Source organism: Stenotrophomonas sp. S41 (assembly GCF_016624625.1).
In the GTDB taxonomy this organism is placed as follows: Bacteria; Pseudomonadota; Gammaproteobacteria; order Xanthomonadales; family Xanthomonadaceae; genus Stenotrophomonas.
Genome location: NZ_JACVTV010000034.1, coordinates 18531 through 38940, shown reverse-complemented (window position 1 = coordinate 38940; position 20410 = coordinate 18531). Strand labels below are relative to the sequence as shown.

The 20410-nt window shown below is 67.7% G+C and carries 23 protein-coding genes and 2 tRNA genes; 11 read left to right on the top strand and 14 right to left on the bottom strand.

Features of this window, described 5'->3' with window-relative positions:
- Positions 1 to 151: 151 nt before the first annotated feature.
- The 3 genes from IAE56_RS09655 to IAE56_RS09645 all read left to right on the top strand — a co-directional run bounded on the left by IAE56_RS09655 (position 152) and on the right by IAE56_RS09645 (position 2953).
- Positions 152 to 2041: an MFS transporter gene (locus IAE56_RS09655; RefSeq protein ID WP_200752384.1), complete on the top strand. Its 1890-nt coding sequence runs from the start codon at positions 152 to 154 to the stop codon at positions 2039 to 2041.
- A 118-nt stretch (positions 2042 to 2159) separates the two neighbouring features.
- Positions 2160 to 2528, top strand: coding sequence for a CD225/dispanin family protein (locus IAE56_RS09650; RefSeq protein WP_234455986.1), 369 nt, complete (start codon positions 2160 to 2162; stop codon positions 2526 to 2528).
- Positions 2528 to 2953, top strand: a complete 426-nt coding sequence (locus IAE56_RS09645; protein ID WP_108770232.1) for a DUF2752 domain-containing protein — start codon at positions 2528 to 2530, stop codon at positions 2951 to 2953. The genes IAE56_RS09650 and IAE56_RS09645 overlap by 1 nt, the downstream gene beginning before the upstream one ends.
- A 102-nt stretch (positions 2954 to 3055) precedes the next feature.
- Here the strand turns inward: IAE56_RS09645 and ampE are convergent, their stop codons facing one another.
- The 5 genes from ampE to IAE56_RS09620 form a co-directional block, all read right to left on the bottom strand.
- Positions 3056 to 3943, bottom strand: a complete 888-nt coding sequence (gene ampE / locus IAE56_RS09640; protein WP_164073809.1) for a regulatory signaling modulator protein AmpE — start codon at positions 3941 to 3943, stop codon at positions 3056 to 3058.
- Positions 3944 to 4087: 144 nt separating this feature from the next.
- Positions 4088 to 4993, bottom strand: a complete 906-nt coding sequence (gene nudC / locus IAE56_RS09635; RefSeq protein WP_200752383.1) for an NAD(+) diphosphatase — start codon at positions 4991 to 4993, stop codon at positions 4088 to 4090.
- Between the two features lie 106 nt (positions 4994 to 5099).
- Entirely contained in the window at positions 5100 to 5492 is a 393-nt protein-coding gene (gene erpA, locus IAE56_RS09630) for an iron-sulfur cluster insertion protein ErpA (protein ID WP_079223859.1), read from the bottom strand.
- A gap of 31 nt (positions 5493 to 5523) precedes the next feature.
- A complete protein-coding gene (locus IAE56_RS09625; RefSeq protein WP_108770235.1) occupies positions 5524 to 5991 on the bottom strand; it encodes a polymer-forming cytoskeletal protein in 468 nt (155 codons plus the stop codon).
- Between the two features lie 4 nt (positions 5992 to 5995).
- The gene (locus tag IAE56_RS09620; RefSeq protein ID WP_200752382.1) at positions 5996 to 6739 is read right to left on the bottom strand and encodes a DUF6776 family protein; all 744 of its coding nucleotides are present in this window, start codon (positions 6737 to 6739) and stop codon (positions 5996 to 5998) included.
- Between the two features lie 181 nt (positions 6740 to 6920).
- On the opposite strand from IAE56_RS09620, the gene IAE56_RS09615 reads away from it, so the two are divergent.
- From IAE56_RS09615 to IAE56_RS09605, 3 genes are read left to right on the top strand one after another with little or no spacing between them, the layout of a single operon-like run.
- Positions 6921 to 7538 (top strand): DUF4126 domain-containing protein, encoded by a 618-nt coding sequence (locus tag IAE56_RS09615; protein WP_200752381.1) that lies wholly within the window; start codon positions 6921 to 6923, stop codon positions 7536 to 7538.
- A 44-nt stretch (positions 7539 to 7582) separates the two neighbouring features.
- A complete protein-coding gene (locus IAE56_RS09610) occupies positions 7583 to 9466 on the top strand; it encodes an EAL domain-containing protein (RefSeq protein ID WP_200752380.1) in 1884 nt (627 codons plus the stop codon).
- Positions 9467 to 11710, top strand: coding sequence for a hybrid sensor histidine kinase/response regulator (locus IAE56_RS09605; RefSeq protein WP_200752379.1), 2244 nt, complete (start codon positions 9467 to 9469; stop codon positions 11708 to 11710). It abuts the gene before it with no gap.
- Between the two features lie 102 nt (positions 11711 to 11812).
- Here the strand turns inward: IAE56_RS09605 and bfr are convergent, their stop codons facing one another.
- The 3 genes from bfr to IAE56_RS09590 all read right to left on the bottom strand — a co-directional run bounded on the left by bfr (position 11813) and on the right by IAE56_RS09590 (position 13360).
- On the bottom strand, positions 11813 to 12283 hold the full coding sequence (gene bfr / locus IAE56_RS09600; protein ID WP_108770240.1) for a bacterioferritin: 471 nt from the start codon (positions 12281 to 12283) through the stop codon (positions 11813 to 11815).
- Positions 12284 to 12424: 141 nt separating this feature from the next.
- Entirely contained in the window at positions 12425 to 12631 is a 207-nt protein-coding gene (locus IAE56_RS09595; RefSeq protein ID WP_079223871.1) for a bacterioferritin-associated ferredoxin, read from the bottom strand.
- 108 nt (positions 12632 to 12739) lie between these two features.
- Positions 12740 to 13360, bottom strand: a complete 621-nt coding sequence (locus IAE56_RS09590; RefSeq protein WP_108770241.1) for an RNA pyrophosphohydrolase — start codon at positions 13358 to 13360, stop codon at positions 12740 to 12742.
- 121 nt (positions 13361 to 13481) lie between these two features.
- Here IAE56_RS09590 and IAE56_RS09585 point away from each other — a divergent pair.
- Both IAE56_RS09585 and IAE56_RS09580 read left to right on the top strand, forming a co-directional pair.
- Positions 13482 to 13558: transfer RNA gene (locus IAE56_RS09585), tRNA-Met, on the top strand.
- 58 nt (positions 13559 to 13616) lie between these two features.
- A tRNA-Gln gene (locus IAE56_RS09580) sits at positions 13617 to 13690 on the top strand.
- A 324-nt stretch (positions 13691 to 14014) separates the two neighbouring features.
- Here IAE56_RS09580 and rpsI read toward each other — a convergent pair.
- Together rpsI and rplM are read right to left on the bottom strand one after the other, a co-directional pair.
- Complete coding sequence (rpsI, locus tag IAE56_RS09575; RefSeq protein WP_005411311.1) at positions 14015 to 14407, bottom strand: 30S ribosomal protein S9; 393 nt, start codon at positions 14405 to 14407, stop codon at positions 14015 to 14017.
- Positions 14408 to 14409: 2 nt separating this feature from the next.
- A complete protein-coding gene (rplM, locus tag IAE56_RS09570) occupies positions 14410 to 14838 on the bottom strand; it encodes a 50S ribosomal protein L13 (RefSeq protein WP_005414692.1) in 429 nt (142 codons plus the stop codon).
- A gap of 196 nt (positions 14839 to 15034) precedes the next feature.
- Between rplM and coq7 the strand changes: the two genes are divergently transcribed.
- Positions 15035 to 15679 carry a 2-polyprenyl-3-methyl-6-methoxy-1,4-benzoquinone monooxygenase gene (gene coq7, locus IAE56_RS09565; protein WP_164073803.1) on the top strand — a complete coding sequence of 215 codons (645 nt, stop codon included), beginning with the start codon at positions 15035 to 15037 and terminating at the stop codon, positions 15677 to 15679.
- A 58-nt stretch (positions 15680 to 15737) separates the two neighbouring features.
- On the opposite strand, the gene sugE is transcribed toward coq7, so the two are convergent.
- Both sugE and speD read right to left on the bottom strand, forming a co-directional pair.
- Complete coding sequence (sugE, locus tag IAE56_RS09560) at positions 15738 to 16058, bottom strand: quaternary ammonium compound efflux SMR transporter SugE (RefSeq protein WP_108770243.1); 321 nt, start codon at positions 16056 to 16058, stop codon at positions 15738 to 15740.
- A 167-nt stretch (positions 16059 to 16225) separates the two neighbouring features.
- On the bottom strand, positions 16226 to 17020 hold the full coding sequence (speD, locus tag IAE56_RS09555) for an adenosylmethionine decarboxylase (RefSeq protein ID WP_006473908.1): 795 nt from the start codon (positions 17018 to 17020) through the stop codon (positions 16226 to 16228).
- 149 nt (positions 17021 to 17169) lie between these two features.
- Here speD and crp point away from each other — a divergent pair, with 149 nt between their 5' ends.
- A complete protein-coding gene (gene crp / locus IAE56_RS09550; RefSeq protein WP_079225401.1) occupies positions 17170 to 17859 on the top strand; it encodes a cAMP-activated global transcriptional regulator CRP in 690 nt (229 codons plus the stop codon).
- 94 nt (positions 17860 to 17953) lie between these two features.
- Positions 17954 to 18715 carry a sulfite exporter TauE/SafE family protein gene (locus IAE56_RS09545; protein WP_200752378.1) on the top strand — a complete coding sequence of 254 codons (762 nt, stop codon included), beginning with the start codon at positions 17954 to 17956 and terminating at the stop codon, positions 18713 to 18715.
- A gap of 144 nt (positions 18716 to 18859) precedes the next feature.
- Here the strand turns inward: IAE56_RS09545 and IAE56_RS09540 are convergent, their stop codons facing one another.
- Positions 18860 to 19576, bottom strand: a complete 717-nt coding sequence (locus tag IAE56_RS09540) for a haloacid dehalogenase-like hydrolase (protein WP_200752377.1) — start codon at positions 19574 to 19576, stop codon at positions 18860 to 18862.
- Positions 19573 to 20367, bottom strand: coding sequence for an indole-3-glycerol phosphate synthase TrpC (gene trpC, locus IAE56_RS09535; protein WP_108747535.1), 795 nt, complete (start codon positions 20365 to 20367; stop codon positions 19573 to 19575). Before trpC ends, IAE56_RS09540 begins: the two co-directional genes overlap by 4 nt.
- Positions 20368 to 20410 lie beyond the last annotated feature (43 nt).

Below are 20410 nucleotides of genomic sequence, written 5' to 3'. Positions count from 1 at the left end.
GGGGGGGGGGGGGGGGGGGGGGGGGGGGGGGGGGGGGCGGGGGGGGGGCGGCGGGGGGGGGGGGGCGGCGGGGGGCGCCCCACCGGCCCCCACCTACCGCATCCCTGCCTGACAGGCAGGGATGCTAGGCTGCGCCGGTCAAGGAGGTTCCATGTCCGGTCACAACCAGTTTGCCCTGCTGCGCCAGCGCCGCTTCCTGCCGTTCTTCATCGTGCAGGCGCTGGGCGCCTTCAACGACAACGTGTACCGGCAAGCCATCATCGGCCTGTTGTTCTACCTGGGCGTATCGGACGAGCAGCGCTCGCTGTACACCACGCTGGCACCGGCCATCTTCATCCTGCCCTACTTCCTGTTCTCCGCCCTGGCCGGGCAGATCGCCGACAAACTTGAGAAATCGCGGCTGATCGTGATCACCACCACCATGGAGATCGTGATCATGTCGCTGGCGGCCATCGGCTTCATCACCGAGAACCTGCCCTTCCTGCTGGTGGCGCTGTTCTGCACCGGCATGCAGTCGACCCTGTTCGGGCCGGTCAAATATTCGGTGCTGCCCTCGGTGCTGAAGCCGGAGGAACTGACCGGCGGCAACGGCCTGGTCGAAATGGGCACCTCGATCTCGATCCTGTCCGGCATGATCATCGGCGGCTCGGTGTTCCTGCTGGCCGGCAGCCACGGCCCGATCGTGGCGGCAACGGCGGTCATCGCGCTGGCGATCTGCGGCAACCTCGCCGCGCGGATGATCCCGCGAGTCGATGCCGGCGATCCGGACCTGAAGATCAACTGGAACCCGCTGCCCGAGTCGCTGGTGGTGCTGCGCATGGCGCGGCAGCAGAAGGCGGTGCGCAACGCCATCCTCGGCGTGTCCTGGTTCTGGTTCGTCGGAACCGTGCTGACCTCGCAGCTGCCCAACTACGCGCTGGTCAACCTCGGCGGCGAGCCCAAGCTGTACCTGTTCGCGCTGGCGCTGTTCTCGGTCGGCACCGGCGTCGGCTCGCTGCTGTGCGAGAAGCTGTCGGCGCGCACGGTGGAAATCGGCCTGGTGCCGCTGGGCGCCTTCGGCATGACCGCCTTCCTGCTGGACCTGTACTTCGCCCGCACCGGCGAGGCGACCGTGCAGAACCTGGGCGTGCTGGCCTTCCTGCAGCAGCCGGGCAGCGTGCGCATCGTCATCGACCTGATCGGTATCGGCCTGTTCACCGGCGTGTTCGTGGTGCCGCTGTTCGCGCTGATCCAGAGCCGCACGCCGAAGGCACAGATGTCGCGCGTGTTCGCTGCGCTGAACATCCAGAACTCCGGCTTCATCGTCGCTGCTGCACTGCTGTCGCTGGCCGCGCACCAGCTGCTGCACTGGTCCATTCCGCAGCAGTTCCTGGCCCTGGCCATCGCCAATGCCATCGTGGCGATCTACATCTTCACCATCGTCCCCGAATTCCTGATGCGCTTCCTCAGCTGGGTGATGGTGCGCACGCTGTACCGGCTGCGCCCGCACGGCATCGAAGCCAACGTGCCCGACGAAGGCGCCGCGCTGCTGGTCTGCAACCATGTCAGCTACATGGACGCACTGATCCTGTCGGCGACGATCCCGCGTCCGGCGCGCTTCGTCATGTACTACAAGATCTTCAACATCCCGGTACTGAGCTGGATCTTCCGCACCGCCAAGGCCATTCCCATTGCCGGTGCGCGCGAAGATCCGGCGCTGATGCAGCGCGCGTTCGACGAGATCGATGCAGCGCTGGCCGAAGGCGAGCTGGTCTGCATCTTCCCGGAAGGTGCGCTGACCAAGGACGGCACGATGGCGTCGTTCAAGTCCGGCGTGGAGAAGATCCTGGAACGGCGTCCGGTGCCGGTGGTGCCGATGGCGCTGCGTGGCATGTGGTCGAGCATGTGGAGCCGGCGCGACACGCGCCTGGGCCGCATGCGCGTGCCGCGACGTTTCCGCGCCACGGTGCAGGTGGTGGCCGCCGCGCCCGTGGATGGCCACAGCACCGATGCGCCGATGCTGGAAACGCAGGTCCGCGCCCTGCGCGGCGACCACGCGTGAGCCGCCATCCGGGCCCGTATTGCCGGGCCCGGCCAACGGTTTCGGCACCGGCCCGCGATGGACGACCGGTGTCAGGTAGTGCCAAGATTGCGCGCCCACCCTCTTCAAGGAAAGATCCATGAGCACTCCGCAGCCGCCCATCGCGCCGCAGACGCCGGCAGCCCCGGTCCCCACCTACATGACGCCGTCGATCATCCTGACGGTCGCATCGTTCATCGTCTGCTGCCTGTCGTGCGTCAGCATCGTGGGCATCGGCACCGGCATCGTGGCCATCGTCTTCGGCAGCAAGACCAGCAAGGCGCTGGCGGCAGGTGACATCACCGCTGCACAGGCCGCTTCGCGCAACGCAAAGATCTGGATGTGGGTAACCGCCGGCCTGCTCGCCCTGGGCTTCCTGGTCTGGATCATCTCGCTGGCGACGATGGGTGTCGGCGGCTACATGGAACAGATGCAGCAGTTCCAGCGCCAGCTGGAAAGCAGCCGCTGATGCATCGCCTCCAGCTCCCGCGCTGGAGCTGGCTCGCACTTCCGCCGGCGGTCGCACTCGCCGGCGGGGGGGCGTGGTTGCTGTACCGGATCGACCCCAGCGGCGTCGACAGCCCGTTCCCCGCCTGCGCCTTCCGTGCCGTCACCGGCTTCTACTGCGTCGGCTGCGGCGGCACCCGCTGCGCGCATGCACTGCTGCATGGCGACCTGGCCACGGCGTGGTCGATGAACCCGCTGCTGGTGATGCTGGTGGCCCTGCTGCCGCTGGCCATGGCCTGGTGGATGGGCTATCGCCCGCGCTGGCTGCAGCCGCTGATGCAGCTGCTGGGCAGACCCACGTTCTGGTTGATCCTGCTGCCCGCGTTCTGGATCGCGCGCAATCTTCCCTGGCCACCTTTCACGTCGCTGGCGCCGTTGGCGGGATAGCAGGGGTCGGATCCCTTTGCGCAGCAAAGGGCTCTGACCCCATCCACGCAGAAGGCATCCACGCATGGCGTGGAACTACGGAAACCTACGCATGGCGTGGTTCTACGTCACCCAGCCAGCAATCACCAGCAGCGCCAGCACTGCCAGCCACAGCAGCAGCATCCGCCACACCAGGCTCATCGCGTCGCGCAGGTCCGGCAGCCGCTGCCACACCGGCAGCAGGCCCGCATCGGTGTAGTCATGCGCTTCTTCGCGCAGCTCGGCATTCACGCTGGCCCGCGCCACCGCACCGAGGAAGCCGATGTCACCGGCCAGGCGCTCGCCATGGGCCTGACGCCATGCCTTCCACGCCGTGTCGAAGTTGCCGACCAGCGCCATCGAGAACGCCATCAGCTGGGCCACCGGCCATTCGATCCAGGCCAGCAGGCGCTGCGCCAGCGCCAGCGGCTCCACCGGCACCCGCGCACGCATCGGGCTCTCGGCCATCAGCGCCAGCAGGCGATAGCCCAGGGCACCGACCGGGCCCAGCAGCAGGAACCAGAACAGCACCGCGAACCAGCGCCGCAGTGCGTTGAGGACGGTCGCCTCGACCAGCGAGGGCACGTCCTCGCGCAGGCTGCCACCGGCGGCCTGCAGGTGCCGCACCGCGGCCTGCCGGCTGGCCGCGTCGTCGGCGTCGATGATCGCTTCGATATCGCGGTCCAGGTCGCGCGGGCCCCAGCACCAGGCCAACACCGCCACGCCCAGCAGCAGGCCGGGCAGGCCGAACAGCACCCCGCGCAGCAGCCAGGCCAGCAGGGCCATCAGCAGCAGCGGCGGCACGATCGCCAGCGCCACGCCGGCCGCCCCCTGCCATGCCCGTCCGCCATGCCCGTCCAACCAGCCCAGCCAGCGCCGGAAGCCGTCGAAACGGCGCAGCGAGGCGGCAGCGGCCGGGGCAACGTGGCCCAGGGCCAGCGCCACCAACACGGCGACCAGGGTGGTGAACATGGCAGGTCTCCCTACGAACAAGCGTTCTGCGCCGCTACCTTACCTGTCGCAGCGGCGCGTTCAGCGGTGAACCGGACTGTAACCCGACGCGTGTTCAGGTGGCGGCAATGCTGCCGCCCGGGGACGCCGGCACAGCCGCGGGGATCAGCCCTGCTGCTGCCGGTACCAGTGTTCGATCAGGCCGCGCGAGATCGAGATCGGCGGCGACAGGCGGATGCCTTCACCATCGTCCTCGACATCACGCGCCAGCGCCGCCCCCACCTCTTCGGCGGTGAACCAGCGTGCGTCTTCCAGCTCGCCATCGACGGTCGGCACGTCGTCCTGCGCCTGCGCGCGGAAACCCACCATCAACGCGCCGGGGAACGGCCACGGCTGCGAGCCCAGGTACTGGCAGGACGTCACCCGCACCTTGCTCTCCTCATGCACCTCGCGCGCGACGGTCTGCTCGAAGGTCTCGCCAGGTTCGACGAAGCCGGCCAACACCGAATAGCGGCGCGGCGCCCAGTTGGACTGGCGGCCCAGCAGCAGGCGGCCCTGGTTTTCCACGGCCACGATCACCGCCGGGTCGACGCGCGGGTAATGCTCGGTGGCGCACTGCGCGCAGCGGCCGACGAAGCCGCCGCGGGCGAAGGCCACCGCACCACCGCACACGCCGCAGAAGCGCGTGCGCGAATGCCAGTAGGACATGCCGCGGGCATAGCTGAAGGCGGTGGCATCGGCCACGCTCCACAGCAGCGCGGCCTGGCGCAGGTCGAGCCGGCGCGGTGCGCTCTGGGTGACGTTGGCGGCTTCGACGGAGAACCAGGCCTGGCCCGCGCGCAGGCCGAGGAAGATGGCCGAACCGGGGCCACCGCCGATGTCGGCGCCGGTCAGCGCGACCGGCTGGTCGTCCTCGCCGGTGAAGGCGGTACCGTCCTGGTCCAGGACAAGAATGCGCGCATCCGGCCACAGGCGTGCCAGGGCATCGGCATCATCGCGCAGGGCATCGGCGCGCTCGAGCGGCTCCGCCACGAAGGCGAAACCGGAAAGCGGCGAAGGAGTATTGGGCATCCGACAAGCCTGCCGCCAATTGCCGCAGGTGGCAAGGTCGGGGATGTGCGCAATCAGTCGGCGTAGCGCACAACGGTGGCGCAGGGCATCGGCCCCGCGCCCGGCATTACATGCTGAAGCTGCTGCCGCAGCCGCAGGTGGTCTTCGCGTTCGGGTTGCGGATCACGAACTGCGCACCGGTCAGGCTCTCGGTGTAATCCACCTCGGCGCCCATCAGGTACTGCAGGCTGAGTGGGTCGACCAGCAGGGTGACCCCGCTGGTCTGCACCGCCAGGTCGTCCTCGGCGCGGTTCTCGTCGAACTCGAACCCGTACTGGAACCCGGAACAGCCACCGCCCTCGATGTACACGCGCAAAGACAGGTCGGGGTTGCCCTCGTCCTGGATCAGTTCCTTCACCTTGGCCGCGGCCGATTCGGTGAAGTTCAGCGGCCGCTCCAGCGACTGGTAGTCGGGAGCGGCGGCCGGCGTGGCGCCGGGCAGGGAAACTAGCGTGCTCATGGCCTCAGCATGGGGGCGCCGGGGATGGCTTTCAAGCCATCGCCTCGGCCAGCTTGCGGCGCGCGGCGGTGCCGCCCTTGCCTTCGGCCGCCTCGCCCTCGCCTTCCGGCGCCGGCAGGGCCGCAACCGGGCTGCTGGCGTGGATCAGGCGGCCATTCAGCTGGGCGCCCGCGTTCATTTCCACCACCTGGTAGTGGACGTTGCCGTTCACCCGCGCGCTCGGGGTCAGTTCCACCTTTTCGGTGGCGTGCACGTCACCGTCCAGGCGGCCGCTGATGACCACCACCTGGGCGCGGATCTCGCCCTCGATGACGCCATGCTCGGCCAGGGTCAACGTCGCGCCGCTGGCGCCTTCCTGGGCGATCACCTTGCCATGGATGCGGCCTTCCACATACAGGCCACCACTGAATTCCACATCACCGCGGATCACCACCTGGTTGCCGATCAGGGCATCCACCACCAACTGGCCATCACGGCTGGATTTGCTGTTTCCGAACATCTGCCTACTCCCCTTTGCTGGCCGGTGCGCCGGCCTGTTTCCAGTCGAATACCTGCGTGGTGCCCCCTGCACCACTCCCCAGTGTCACCCTCACCCGTTGCGGGGTGAAGTCCGTCGGCAGCATCACACTGCCGGTGAGCTGCTGGAAGTACCGGAAGGAGTAATCCTGTCCCGGCACCTTGCTGCGCTGGTGCAGCTCATCCCAGCTGATCGTGGCCAGCTTGCCGTTCTTCACGCCTTCCACGGTGAAGCGCATCTGCCCCTGGCTGATGGCCCCGCGGTTGAGGTTCTGGGTCAGCACCACGGCGTACTGCCAGGTGCCAGCCGATTCGGCGCTGAACTCGATCGAATGGGTGTTCAGGCCCTTGCGCTGGCTGGTCGAGCCGACCAGGCGCTCATAGAAGGCCACGTCGGCGCGCAGGCCGGCGATCTCTTCATCGCGCTCGGCCAGCGAGGACTGCACCTCGGTGTTGGCGGCGCGGCTGATGCGGTCGGAGGCTTCCAGCGTGGCCTGCTTCTGGCGCAGCTCGGTCAGCTGCGACTGCACCGTGTCGGCGCGCTTCTCGGCGGCCTGCAGGCGCTGCCCCTGGGCATCGCGCGGCGCGCCCAGCCAGCAGCCGCCCAGCACCGCCAGCACCAGGCTGAGCAGCCAGATGCCACCGATGACCAGCAGGCGGCGGCGGTCGAGCGGCTGCGGCTTGGAACCGGGCAGTCGGACCTGTACGCGCATGGGTGGGCGGTTGTTCATGGGTAGTCTCCGTGGACTCGCAATGGCGACACCAGCACGGCCCCTGTAGCAAACGACGGGCTAGTGTATGACAGGAACGGGGGCTTTCCCCGGTGCCGGCCGCCAGGGGCCGGTGGTGTTCAGCCACGTCATCGTCGATAGTGTGGCACCCCGCACAGTTCCGTCGCCGGAGCCCCCCGCCATGACCGAAGCCCACCTGTTCGTGATCGGCATCCTGCTGGCCTGGCTGGCCGGCATCCGCGTCTACCTCACCGTGTTCGGCGTCGGCCTGGCCGGCCTGCTCGGCTGGGTCGACCTGCCCCCGGCCCTGCAGGCCACCGAATCGTGGTGGGTGCTGGGCACCTCGGCGGCGCTGGCCATTGCCGAATTCTTCGCCGACAAGATCCCCGGCGTCGATTCCATCTGGGATCTCATCCATACCCTGGCGCGGGTACCGGCCGGCGCCTTCCTGGCCGCCGCCACGCTCTCGCCCGATGGCCAGCTGGGCACCGGCACCCTGCTGGCCGGCGCCGGCGTCGCCCTGGCCAGCCACGGCCTCAAGGCCGGCACCCGCGCCCTGCTCAACACCTCGCCGGAACCGGCCAGCAACTGGGTCGCCTCGGTCGCCGAGGACACCGTGGTGGTCGGCGGCCTGGCGCTGGCACTGGCCCATCCCTGGATCGCCCTGGTCGTGGTGCTGGCCTGCAGCCTGGCCGGCGCCCTGCTGGTGTGGATGGTCTGGCGCACGTTGTGGAAGGGCGTGCGATGGCTTGCACGAGCTGGCGGTACGGCCGCATCAGGCCAGCCGCGCACCGGTTGAATGTCGGGCTTGGCGCATAATGGCGGCGAACACCAGGAGCTTTGATGTCCGCAAATGAATCCCCCGCGGGCGCACGCCCCGGACGCGCTGAAACCCCACCGGCCGATCATTGGCAGCGCTGGGCAAACACCTCGCCCGCCGCTGCGCCCACGCTTGTCGCGGTCTCCTCCGCACCGGCCGATGCGGGCGGCAGCGTGGGCACGCCGCCGCCGCTGCCTTCCGCGCAGCCCTCCGCGCTGATCGACGCAGGCAACGGCAACGATGCACCCGCCGCCTCGGACTCGCCGTACCGCGTGCTGATCGTCGAAGACGACCGTGCCCAGGCCCTGTTCGCGCAGAGCGTGCTGCACGGTGCCGGCATGCAGGCCGAAGTGCTGTCCGATGCCGATGGCGTGCAGCAGGGGATCCGCGAACTGCGCCCCGACCTGATCCTGATGGACCTGCACCTGCCGGGCCTGGATGGCATGCGCCTGACCGCGATGATCCGCCAGCAGCCGGGCATGCAGCTGCTGCCGATCGTCTTCCTCAGCGGCGACCCGGACCCGGAGCGCCAGTTCGAAGTGCTCGACAGCGGCGCCGATGATTACCTGAGCAAGCCGATCCGTCCGCGCCACCTGATCGCGGCCGTGGCCAACCGCATCCGCCGCGCCCGCGCCCAGGCCGCCACCCTGCCCGGCGCCAGCAGCGCACCGGCCACCAGCAACCCGGAAACCGGCCTGCCGACCCGCCACCACGTACTGCAGCAGCTCAGCACGGCGCTGGAGCAGCGCGACCGTGGCGGCGTGTTCTTCGTGGAGATCTCCAGCGCGCTGGGCCTGCGCGAGCGCTATGGCTATGCCGCCTTCGAGCGGCTGATGGTGCAGGCCGGCCAGCGCCTGGCCGAAGCCGGCCACCCGCACCTGCTGGCACGCCTGAACGACAACAGCTTCCTGCTGCTGGCCCGCGGCGCCGACGAGGAAAGCCTGGAAGGCATCGCCGCCGCACTGCGCGAGCAGCTGTCCGCGCGCGCCTTCGTCATCCGCGACGATGAATCGGTGCACCTGCGCGGCGTGGTCGGCTATGCGCCGCTGTCGCCGGGCTTCGACGATGCCAACAGCGCGCTGGAAGCCATCGAACGCACCACCCTGCAGGCCCGCCTGCTGACCGCTGGCGTGGCCGGCCACGTGCATCGCCAGGCGGTGACCGAGCAGGAACACCTGGCCCTGCTGGAAGGCCAGCTGGAACTGGCCTACCAGCCGATCGTGGCCGTGGCAGGCGGCGATACCGCGCAGTACCAGCTGCTGCTGCGCCTGCGCCAGGCCGATGGCACCGTGCTCACCGCCGGCCAGGTCATTCCGGCCGCCGAAGCCGCGGGCCGCATCGCCGATCTGGACCAGCAGGTGCTGGAACATGCGATGGGCCTGCTCGACCTGTACCGCCACGCGACCCAGCCGCTGAACCTGTTCGTCTCGCAGTCGCTGCGTACGCTGCAGCGCGATGCGTTCGCCGACTGGCTGCTGGAATCGCTGCAGCAGCGCGACCTGCCCGGCACCGCACTGGTGATCGACGTGCGCCTGCCCGACGCGCTCATCCACACCGTGCCGCTGCAGCAGTTCTGCCAGCGCATGGCCAGTGCCGGCGTGCGTTTCTGCCTGAGCCAGTTCGAGCCGGGCAGCGAAGCCGATGCCCTGCTCACCCAGCTGCCGCTGTCGTTCGTGCGCATGGCCGCGCGCTTCTCCAGCAGCCACTCCAATCCGGGCACCCGCGAGGAACTACGGCGGGCGATCGATCGCGCGCATGCCGCAGGCCTGCAGATCATCGGCCAGCAGATCGAGGATCCGCAGGCAGCGGCGGCAATGTGGGTCGGCGGCGTGGACTACATCCAGGGCAACATGGTGCAGTCGGCGGGCAGCGACCTGAACTTCGACTTCCACAACGCGGTGCTCTGAGTGCCGCTGACGGTCGCGCTGCTGGCAGCTCTGGTGCTGGCCGCCAGCGTGGCGCTGGCACTTGGCCTGCGCCTGCGCCAACGCGGCCAGGCGCTGGCGGCCCTGCAGCGCGAACGCACCGTGCTGACCAGCGAGCGCGACCAGCTGCGCCGTACCACCGAGCGCCAGGGCCAGCTGGAACAGCAGCTGCTGCAGGCCAAGCAGGCCGCCGAGGCGGCCGCGCTGGCCAAGGGCGAGTTCCTGGCCACCATGAGCCACGAGATCCGCACGCCGCTCAACGGCATCCTGCCGATGCTCGAGCTGATCGCACGCGGGCCCCTGGGCGAGGACCAGCGGCAGATGCTGGCCACCGCATCGGTCAGCTCGCAGCAGCTGCTGCGCATCGTCGATGACATCCTCGATTACTCGCGCCTGGAAGCGCAGGCCCTGGAACTGGAGATCACCAGCTTCAACCTGCGCGAGCTGTTGGACGGCGTGGTGCAGCTGCTGCAGCGCGCTGCCGAATCGAAGGGCCTGGTGCTCGGCCTGCAGCTGGACCCGGCCGTGCGCCTGCCGGTGCGTGGCGACCCGGTGCGCCTGCGCCAGGTACTGACCAACCTGCTGGCCAATGCGATCAAGTTCACCGCGCGCGGCCAGGTGCAGCTGCGCGTGCAGCGCCTGGGCGAAGGCCCGGCCCAGCACCAGCTGCGGTTTGAAGTGGTCGACACCGGCATCGGCATTGACGCCACCCTGCAGTCACGGCTGTTCCAGTCCTTCAGCCAGGCCGATGCATCGACCACCCGCCTGTACGGCGGCACCGGCCTGGGCCTGGCCATCTGCAAGCGCATCATCGACCTGATGCACGGCCAGATCGGCGTGCAGTCCAGGCCCGGCCAGGGCGCCACGTTCTGGTTCGAGATTCCACTGCTGAAGATCCCCGGCGACCTGCCGGCACTGGCACGCGCACCTTCGCCGCTGCTGCTGCACAGTGCCGATGTGGCGCTGCAGGCGCGCGTGGAGCGCATCGCCGCCCACCACGGGCTGCCGGTGCAGGTGCTGGCCGAGCGCGATGTGCTGCTGGAGCGCCTGCGCGCTGCCCCACGCCCGGGCCAGCCGAGCCCGGCCTGGCTGCTGGTGGATGCCCGCTCGCGCCGTGGCGGCGAAGCGACGCTGCTGCGTACGCTGGCCGAGCGCGGCACGGACGACACGCTGCAGGTGCTGTGGCTGCAGGACGAGCCCGCCCCCGCGCAGGTCCGCCAGCAGCAGCTGCCGGCCAGTTTCAACGATGCCCACCTGCATGCCGTGCTGGCCGCGCCCACCGCCAGCGTGCGACCGGCAGCCCTGCTGGCCACCGCCGAACGCGGCCAGGCACCGGCTACGCTGCCGCCGCTGGATCTGCGCGTGCTGCTGGTGGAGGACAACGCGGTCAACCGCATGGTGGCCGAACAGCTGCTGCGGGTCTTCCAGTGCGACGTGCGCAATGCCGCCGACGGCGAGCAGGCCCTGCTGGCGCTGCGCCAGGGCGGCATCGACGTGGTGCTGATGGATTGCCAGATGCCGGTACTGGATGGCTATGCCGCCACCCGCCAGTGGCGCAGCGAGGAAGCGGCCCAGGGACGCGCGCGGCTGCCGATCATCGCCATGACCGCCAACGCCATGGCCGGCGATCGCGAGCGCTGCCTGCAGGCCGGCATGGATGATTACCTGTCCAAGCCGATCAACCGCGAAACCCTGCATGCGCTGCTGCAGCGCTGGGGCGAAGCGCCTGTTGTTGTCGACTGCCACGATGCTTCCGAAGCCGTAGAGTCGAGCTTGCTCGACTGTCGTCATGCCGAAAACAGTCGAGCAAGCTCGACTCTACTGGACAACGAAGGTCGGCCAAGCGGGACGCCTCCCGCGCCCGACGCGGACACTCCGCCGCAGCCGGTGCTCGACCGCAGCGTGCTTGAGGAACTGCAGGATGTGATCGGCCCGGCCGCACTGCAGATCGTCGCTGTGTTCCTCGAGGATGCTCCGGCACTCGTGCAGGCCCTGCAGCAGGCAGCACAGGCCAATGACATCGAGCGCCTGCAGGCGCTGTCGCACACCCTCAAATCGTCCAGCGCCAATGTCGGCGCACTGTCACTGTCGGCGGTGGCCCGGCGCATCGAGCACGAAGCCCGCGCGGGCAGCCTGCAGCGCCCCGCCGTGGCGGTGGCGCTGCTGGTGGCCGAGTTCGCCCGCGCACGCGTGGCGCTGACCGGCTACCTGGCCCAGGAACGGTAGCGTCGAACTTGCGCGACTACCGCTTTGTAGAGTCGAGCCATGCTCGACTGCTGTTGGAAGACGCAGTCGAGCAAGCTCGACGCTACCCGCAGCGCCGCTGGATCAGTCTTCCAGCTTGCTCAGCAGGTACTTCGGCTCGCCGATGCGCTCGACCAGGTCCAGCTGGGTTTCCAGCCAGTCGATGTGCTCTTCCTCGGCATCGAGGATGCTGGTGAACAGCGAACGGCTCACGTAGTCGCCCACCGAGTCGGCATGCGCCACGGCGTTGCGCAGCACCGCCACGGCGTCCTGCTCCAGCGAGAGGTCACACTGCAGCATCTCCGGCGGGTTCTCGCCGATGCGCAGCTTGCCCAGCGCCTGGAAGTTCGGCAGGCCTTCGAGGAACAGGATGCGATCGGACAGCGCGTCGGCGCGCTTCATCGCATGGATCGATTCCTTGTACTCGTACTCGGCCAGTTCCTTGATGCCCCAGTTCTTGAACATCTTGGCGTGCAGGAAGTACTGGTTGATCGCGGTCAGCTCGTTGAAGAGGACCTTGTTGAGGAATTCGATGACCTTGGTGTCGCCCTTCATGGGAATGCTCCTGCACGCTGAAAACGCAGGCACTGTATCGCTTTGAGGGCGCGCGTGAAGGAACGCGAATCGTGCGCATTGGCCTGTGCGGCCAGCGGCGGAACGTCAGAGACGCGACGTCATGGCGCCGCGGGGTACGGCTCAGGCAGCCTGCAGGCCGAGAACGGGCAGCGGCAGGTCGTGGGTGGCCAGTGCCTTGGCCAGCAGATCGCCGGCCATGTCCAGGCAGGAACCGCAGGTCGCGCCGCAACCGGTACGCATGGTCAGCTCGCCCACCGTGGTGACGCCATGGCTGGCGGCCTCGCGGATCTGGTGGTCGGTGACTCCGTTGCAGATGCAGACGTACACAGGCGGGAACCGGGCTGACAGGCCAGAAGCGGCCTGGTGCCCATTCCAATGGAAACGAGAATGGTTGTCAATCAGAGACCTGAACCATTCTCGCTACCGTTCATCCACTCAGCCGGAAGGCCCGTCGCCCTGCACCTTGCGGGGCCAGTAGCCCTTGCTGCGCGGGCGCTTGCGCGGGCGGTCGTGGCCTGCGGTATTGCCCGGCATCCAGGCCTCGGCGGCGGTCTTGGGCATGGCGGTCACGCCCTGCCCGGCCACGCCGCGCGCCAACGGCGCCAGGTGGCGCAAGGCACGCGCATAGACCCCACGCTTGAACATCACCACGTGCTCGACCGGGTACCAGAAATCGACCCAGCGCCAGTTGTCGAACTCGGGCGAGTCGGTATGGTCCAGCCGCACATGCGATTCATCGCCGGTGAGGCGCAGCAGGAACCAGACCTGCTTCTGGCCGATGCAGACCTGCCGCTCGTTACGGCGGATGGCCCGGGCCGGCAGCTTGTAGCGCAGCCAACCCGGTGTCGCCCCCAGCACTTCTACGTGCTCGGGCAGCAGGCCGGTCTCTTCCTGCAATTCACGATACATGGCCTCGACCGGGGTCTCGTCGGTGTTCATGCCACCCTGCGGGAACTGCCAGCCATCCCGGCGCACACGTCGTGCCCAGAACACCTGCCCGTCCTGCCGCATCAGCACGATGCCGACGTTCGGTCGATAGCCGTCCGGATCGATCACGATGCGGACTCCTAAGAAAATCTACTGGTCGGGACTATCCCATGCCGTCTGTCGGCCCACAAGCTCGACACAAAAGTGTTGACAGGCCCGATACACATGAGCAGAATAGCGGGCTCACCAAGGCTATGTAGCTCAGCCGGTTAGAGCACAGCACTCATAATGCTGGGGTCGGTGGTTCGAGTCCACCCATAGCCACCACACTGAAAATCAAGTTGTTTTTCAGCGTGAAAAGTGAGAAAATAGTTACACGTTACATTGCCCCTTAGCCAAGCGGTAAGGCACCTGACTCTGACTCAGGCATCGGTGGTTCGAATCCATCAGGGGCAGCCAAATTAAAAAGAAAAAGGCCTGATCGAGAGATCAGGCCTTTTTCTTTTTAATTTGGTCACGCATTCCACCTGATCCCCGCGCCTGTCGGCGCGCCCCCTTGAACATCAAGGGGGCTCCCCTCCAGAGAGAACTCTGGGGTCGGATCCTTTTCCGCAGGAAAAGGCTCCGACCCCACCCGCCCGACATGCGGAACCATGGGTAGTGCCGGCCGCTGGCCGGCAATGTGGAAATGCATGTTCGCAAAACGACAAAAGCCCGGCCGAAGCCGGGCTTTTGCTTTTCCAACCAGCGGGCTCCCGAGGGAGCCCGACCAGGCGCGATGGATCAGCGCTTGGAGAACTGGGTGGCGCGACGTGCCTTGTGCAGGCCGACCTTCTTACGCTCGACTTCACGGGCGTCACGGGTCATGAAGCCAGCCTTGCGCAGCTCGGACTTCAGGGTCTCGTCGTACTCGACCAGAGCACGGGCGATGCCCAGACGGATCGCACCGGCCTGGCCGGTGGTGCCGCCGCCAGCGGCGGTGACCAGGATGTCGAAGCTTTCGGTGTTCTTGGTCAGCTCGAGCGGCTGGCGCACGATCATGCGCGCGGTCTCACGACCGAAGAACTCGTCCAGCGGACGGCCATTGACGGTGATGTTGCCCGAACCCTTGCGCAGGAAAACGCGAGCGGTGGAGGACTTGCGGCGGCCAGTGCCGTAGTTTTGAGTGATAGCCATGATTAGATATCCAGAACCTGCGGCTGCTGTGCGGCGTGCGGATGCTCAGTGCCGGCGTAGACCTTGAGCTTGCGGTACATCTGGCGACCCAGCGGGCCCTTCGGCAGCATGCCCTTCACGGCGATCTCGATCACGCGCTCCGGGTGGCGCTCCAGCGCCTGTGCCAGGGATTCGGTCTTCAGGTTGCCGATGTAACCGGTGAAACGGTGATACATCTTGTCCTGCAGCTTCTTGCCGGTGACGGCAATCTTTTCTGCATTGATGACGACCAGGTAGTCGCCGGTATCAACGTGGGGGGTGTAGACCGGCTTGTGCTTGCCGCGCAGACGGCGGGCCAGCTCGGTGGCGAGACGGCCCAGGGTCTTGCCCTCGGCGTCGACGAGGTACCAGTCGCGCTGGACGGTCTCGTTCTTGGCAGTGAAAGTGCTCATGAAGAACTCTAGGTTAGGTCGGGCTCATTGCGGCGAAAGGCTCGCCGGAACTCTGCCACGCGTTGTGAAAAGGTGAAGCGTAAGAGGCGGGATTGTACTCACCCTGGCGGCCCGGTGCAAGCCAGACCCTGTGCCGGGTTGGCAGGGGGCCGGGGCCGGGCGAGAATCGGGGGTCCCCCGCCCCACCCATGCCGCCATGACCGTGCTCCGCCAGACCACCCCGCTGGACCACCTGCTGACCGAGGCGCAGCGCGCCCTGGACACGGTGTTCGGCAACCCGCCGGCATCGCGCCCCTACCCGGCCGCCGATACCGATGAGCCGGGCATGGACACGGCGCAGCGCCGCCACGCGGCGGGCCTGATGCGGATCAACCACGTCGGCGAGGTCTGCGCGCAGGGCCTGTACTTCGGCCAGGCCGCGGTCGCCCGCGACCCGTCCACCCGCGAGCACCTGCTGGAAGCGGCCCAGGAAGAGACCGACCACCTGGCCTGGTGCGCCACCCGGCTGGGCGAGCTGGACAGCCGCCCCAGCCTGTTCAACCCGCTCTGGTATGCCGGCAGCTACACCATCGGCACACTGGCCGGGCTGCGCGGCGACGGCTGGAACCTGGGCTTCGTGGTCGAAACCGAACGCCAGGTGGAAGCGCATCTGGACGAGCATCTGGTCGACCTGCCGGCGGGCGACCTGCGCAGCCGCGCGGTCATCCGGGTGATGAAGGAAGACGAAGCCCGCCACGCTGAGCACGCCGAACAGGCCGGCGCCCGCCGCCTGCCGTTCCCGATCCCGGGCGCGATGGCGCTGGCATCGAAGGTGATGAAGCACATCGCCTACCGGCTGTAAGCGCCCGCCGGGCACGGCCCGGCGCTACCGGACGGTAGAGTCGAGCTTGCTCGACTGCTTAATTGGGCGAAACCAGCTTCAGGCCGATCACGCCGGCCACGATCAGGCCCACGCAGGCCAGGCGCGCCGGCGAGGCGCTGTCGTTGAACAGGAAGATGCCCAGCACCGCCACGCCCATGGCGCCGATACCGGTCCAGATGGCGTAGGCCGTGCCGACCGGGATGGACTTCATCGCCTGGCTCATCAGGAACAGGCTGATCAGCGCCGCCACCACGGTGGCGACGGTGGGCAGCGGCTTGCTGAAGCCTTCGGAGTACTTCATTCCGAGCGCGAAGCCGATTTCGAACAGGCCGGCCAGCAGCAGGTAGATCCAGGGCATGAGTGGGGGCTCCTCACCTTGTTGAAGAAAAACAAAACGGCCCGGTGTTTTCACACCGGGCCGTGGGTCGGTACATCACCGTGGAACTGGCAACTGCGCAAAAAGCGCGTTCCACGGGGCGGGTCGTCCCGCCTGGGTGGCGATGCCGAGGGCATCGCACACGGGTCTTACTCGGACAGGTTGCGGCCGTGGAACAGCTCTTCGATCTCGCGCTTGAGCAGCGCTTCGATCTTCATGCGTTCCTTGAACGACAGGTTCTTGGCCTTTTCCTCGAACAGGTACTGGTCCAGGTCGAAGTCCTTCAGGTGCATCTTCGTGTGGAAGATGTTTTCCTGGTAGACGTTGACGTCGAACATCTCGTAACGCGACTTGATGTTCTTGGCCAGGAAGTTCTGGATCGAGTTGATCTTGTGATCGATGTAGTGCTTCTTGCCCTTCACATCGCGGGTGAAGCCACGGACGCGGTAGTCCATGATCACGATGTCCGATTCCAGGCTCTCGATCAGGTAGTTCAGGGCCTTCAGCGGCGAAATGACGCCACAGGTGGCCACGTCGATGTCAGCGCGGAACGTCGCGATACCTTCCTGCGGATGGGTCTCCGGGTAGGTGTGGACAGTGATGTGGCTCTTGTCCATGTGCGCGACCACGGCATCGGAGATCAGCTCCTTGCCGGCCTGCTTCTTGTCGATCACCGGCTCTTCGGAGATCAGGATCGTCACCGAGGCACCCTGCGGATCGTAGTCCTGGCGGGCCACGTTCAGGATGTTCGCGCCGATGATCTCGGCGACATCGGTCAAGATTTGAGTCAGCCTGTCGGCGTTGTACTCTTCATCGATGTATTCAATGTAACGCTGACGCTCCTCTTCGGTGCGCGCGTAACACACGTCATAGATGTTGAAGCTCAGCGCCTTGGTGAGGTTGTTGAAACCCTGCAGCCTCAGGCGAGGCAACGGCTTGACCACGGCGGTCGATTCCTGTGTAAGAAGGGAAAGAGTGAATTATGGGGCAAAGTGTCCCCGGGGGGAACGTGAAGAGCTCACGACTCTGGCACACTATTTGCCCTTAACAGGAGCGCTGGTTAAGCTCCGCCATCGATCCTGTGAATCCGTTCATGCGCAGAGGGAGCGCCCCTATCGTGTCAACCGTGCGCCTAGCTAGCAGCCCATTGGCCTTGGACATCGCCACAATCGACCGCTTTCTGGCTCACAGCCACAGGCGGCGGTACCCCACCCGGACTGACGTCTTCCGCCCCGGAGACCCGGCGGGGACCCTGTATTACGTCATCAGCGGCTCGGTTTCGATCATGGCCGAGGAAGATGACGACCGCGAGCTGGTGCTGGGCTATTTCGGCGCAGGCGAGTTCGTCGGTGAGATGGGCCTGTTCGTGGAGTCGGACCGCCGCGAGGTGATCCTGCGCACGCGCACCGCCTGTGAACTGGCTGAGATCAGCTACGAGCGCCTGCACCAGCTGTTCCTGGGCCCGCTCTCGGCCGATGCCCCGCGCCTGCTGTACGCGCTGGGCCAGCAGATCTCCAAGCGCCTGCTCGATACCAGCCGCAAGGCCAGCCGCCTGGCGTTCCTGGACGTGACCGACCGCATCGTGCGCACCCTGCACGATCTGGCCCAGGAGCCGGAATCGATGAGCCACCCGCAGGGCAGCCAGCTGCGCGTCTCGCGCCAGGAACTGGCGCGCCTGGTCGGCTGCTCGCGTGAAATGGCCGGCCGCGTGCTGAAGAAGCTGCAGACCGACGGCCTGCTGCATGCCCGCGGCAAGACCGTGGTGCTGTACGGCACCCGTTGATCGATGCGTGTCTGCCGGGCATCGCCCGGCGGCTCCGCGGACGTGCGACCTGCCATCGCACGCCCCGCACACGCGCATCCGCTAGGCTCGGTGCATGGAGCTGAGCAGCGAATTCTGGTGGTTCATCCTCATCGGCCTCGGCGCACAGCTGGTCGACGGCGCGCTGGGCATGGCCTTCGGCCTGGTGTCATCGTCGGTGATGCTGGCGATGGGCATCCCGCCGGCGCAGGCCAGCGCGGCCATCCACACCGCCGAAGTGTTCACCACCGGCGCCTCCGGTGTGTCGCATCTGGTCGCTGGCAATGTCGATAGACGCCTGTTCTTCCGCCTCGCCATTCCCGGCGCGGTGGGCGGTGCGGTGGGCGCCTACGGGCTGACCCAGCTGCCAGGCGACGTGATCCGCCCGCTGATCTACCTCTACCTGCTGGTGCTGGCCATCATCATCCTGGCCCGCGCTGCTGGGCGGCTGATGCCCAAGGGCGAGGTCAAGCGGGTGCCCGTGCTGGGCTTCGTGGCCGGCTTCCTCGATGCCAGCGGCGGCGGTGGCTGGGGGCCGGTGGCGACCTCCACCCTGCTCGCCCGGGGCGGCCAGGCACGCACCACCATCGGCACGGTGAACGCGTCCGAGTTCGTGGTGACCCTGACGGTGTCGGCCACCTTCCTGATGTCGATGGGCCTGCATCACCTGCAGATCGTGGCCGGCCTGCTGATCGGCGGCATGATGGCCGCACCGGTGGCGGCGCTGCTGGTGAAGCGGCTGAAGGAGCGCTGGGTGCTGATCGCAGTGGGCGTGCTGGTGCTGGGCATCAGCCTGTTCCAGATCGGCCATGCGCTGACCGGGTACCTGGGGCGCTGAGTGCCCGCCGGGCATGGCCCGGCGCTACCCTCGTCTGAACGCGCGTCGTGTTCGCCGCCGCATCGGTAGCGCCCGGCCGTGCCCGGCAGATCCATCATCATGCGATGGGGTCAGATCCCCGAAGGGGCTCTGACCCCGCCCGGGTCAGGCCTTCTCGCCGCCGCGGTCCACGCAGCCCCAGTTGAGGATGCGGGTGCCGGCCGGCAGCACGCTGCGGAAGAACGCGACCTTGCCCGGCTTCGGGTTCACCACCACCGGGGCCTTGGCCGCCAGCAGCAGCGGCAGGTCGGCGGTGCTGTCGGAGTAGGCGATGTCGATCTGCCCATAGCCGCGCTCGCGCAGCATGCGCATCTTTTCTTCGTTGTGGCAGTGGCGGGTCGGGCCGACCCCGCCCAGGCGCGGGCCGACCTCGGTACCGATCACCGGCACGTCCTGGTGGGCCACGAAGCCAAGGATGGCGCGGGCCAGCTCCGGCGGTGCGCCGGTGGCGACGACCACGCGGTCGCCCTTGGCCCGGTGCGCGGCGAACACCTCCAACGCCTGCGGCAGCAGCTTTGCGCGCATCTGCGCCTCGTTGCGCAGCACGTAGGCGTCGATGACCTTGTTGAAGTCACGCGCCCGGTGCAGGCCGAAGCTGCCGATCCACACATAGACCGAAATGCCGGCGCGACGGGTCGGCAGCATCGCCACCATCGGCCCGGCGATCGGCGTCACCAGCAGCGCGGCCAGCATGCGCAGGGGATTGCGCTTGATCAGCGAGGCGAACAGGTGGGTGCCCGAATCGCCGTCGTAGAGGGTGTGGTCGAAGTCGAAGACCACCAGCGGCGCATCCTCGCGCGGCGTTGGATAGTGCGTTGTCATGCCGCGAAGAATAGCTGACGCAGGCCCTCGCCCGGCTCTTCCACGCGCATGAAGGCCTCGCCGACCAGGAAGGCATGGATGCCGGCGTCGCGCATCAGGGCCACGTCCTGCGGGCCGAGGATGCCGCTCTCGGTCACCAGCAGGCGGTCGCGCGGCACCGCCTTCTGCATGTCCAGCGTGGTCTGCAGCGAGACCTCGAAGGTGCGCAGGTTGCGGTTGTTGATGCCGATCATCGGCGCCGGCACCTGCAGCGCGCGTTCCAGTTCGTCGATGTCATGCACTTCCACCAGCACGTCCATGCCCAGCGACAGGGCCAGTTCGGACAGGGTGGCCAGCTGGGTGTCGTCCAGCGCGGCGACGATCAGCAGGATGCAGTCGGCGCCCAGCACGCGCGCCTCATACACCTGGTAGGCGTCGATCACGAAGTCCTTGCGCAGCACCGGCAGCGTGCAGGCCTCGCGGGCCTGCTGCAGGTAGGCATCGGCGCCCTGGAAGAAATCGACGTCGGTCAGCACCGACAGGCAGCTGGCGCCACCGAACTCGTAGCTGACGGCGATGTCGGCTGGGCGGAAGTCCGGGCGGATGACGCCCTTGGACGGGCTGGCCTTCTTCACCTCGGCGATGACCGCCGGGTCGCCGTTGGCCACGGCCGCCTGCAGGGCGCGCACGAAGCCACGGACCGGCGGGGCACTGGCCAAGGCGGCCTGCAGCGCCTCCAGCGGGCGCTGGGCGCGGCGCTGGGCCACTTCTTCGGCCTTGCGGGCCAGGATCGTCTGCAGGATGTCGCTCATCGTCGTCGGTTCAATGCGGGGGCGGTGAGGACGGCCATTATCG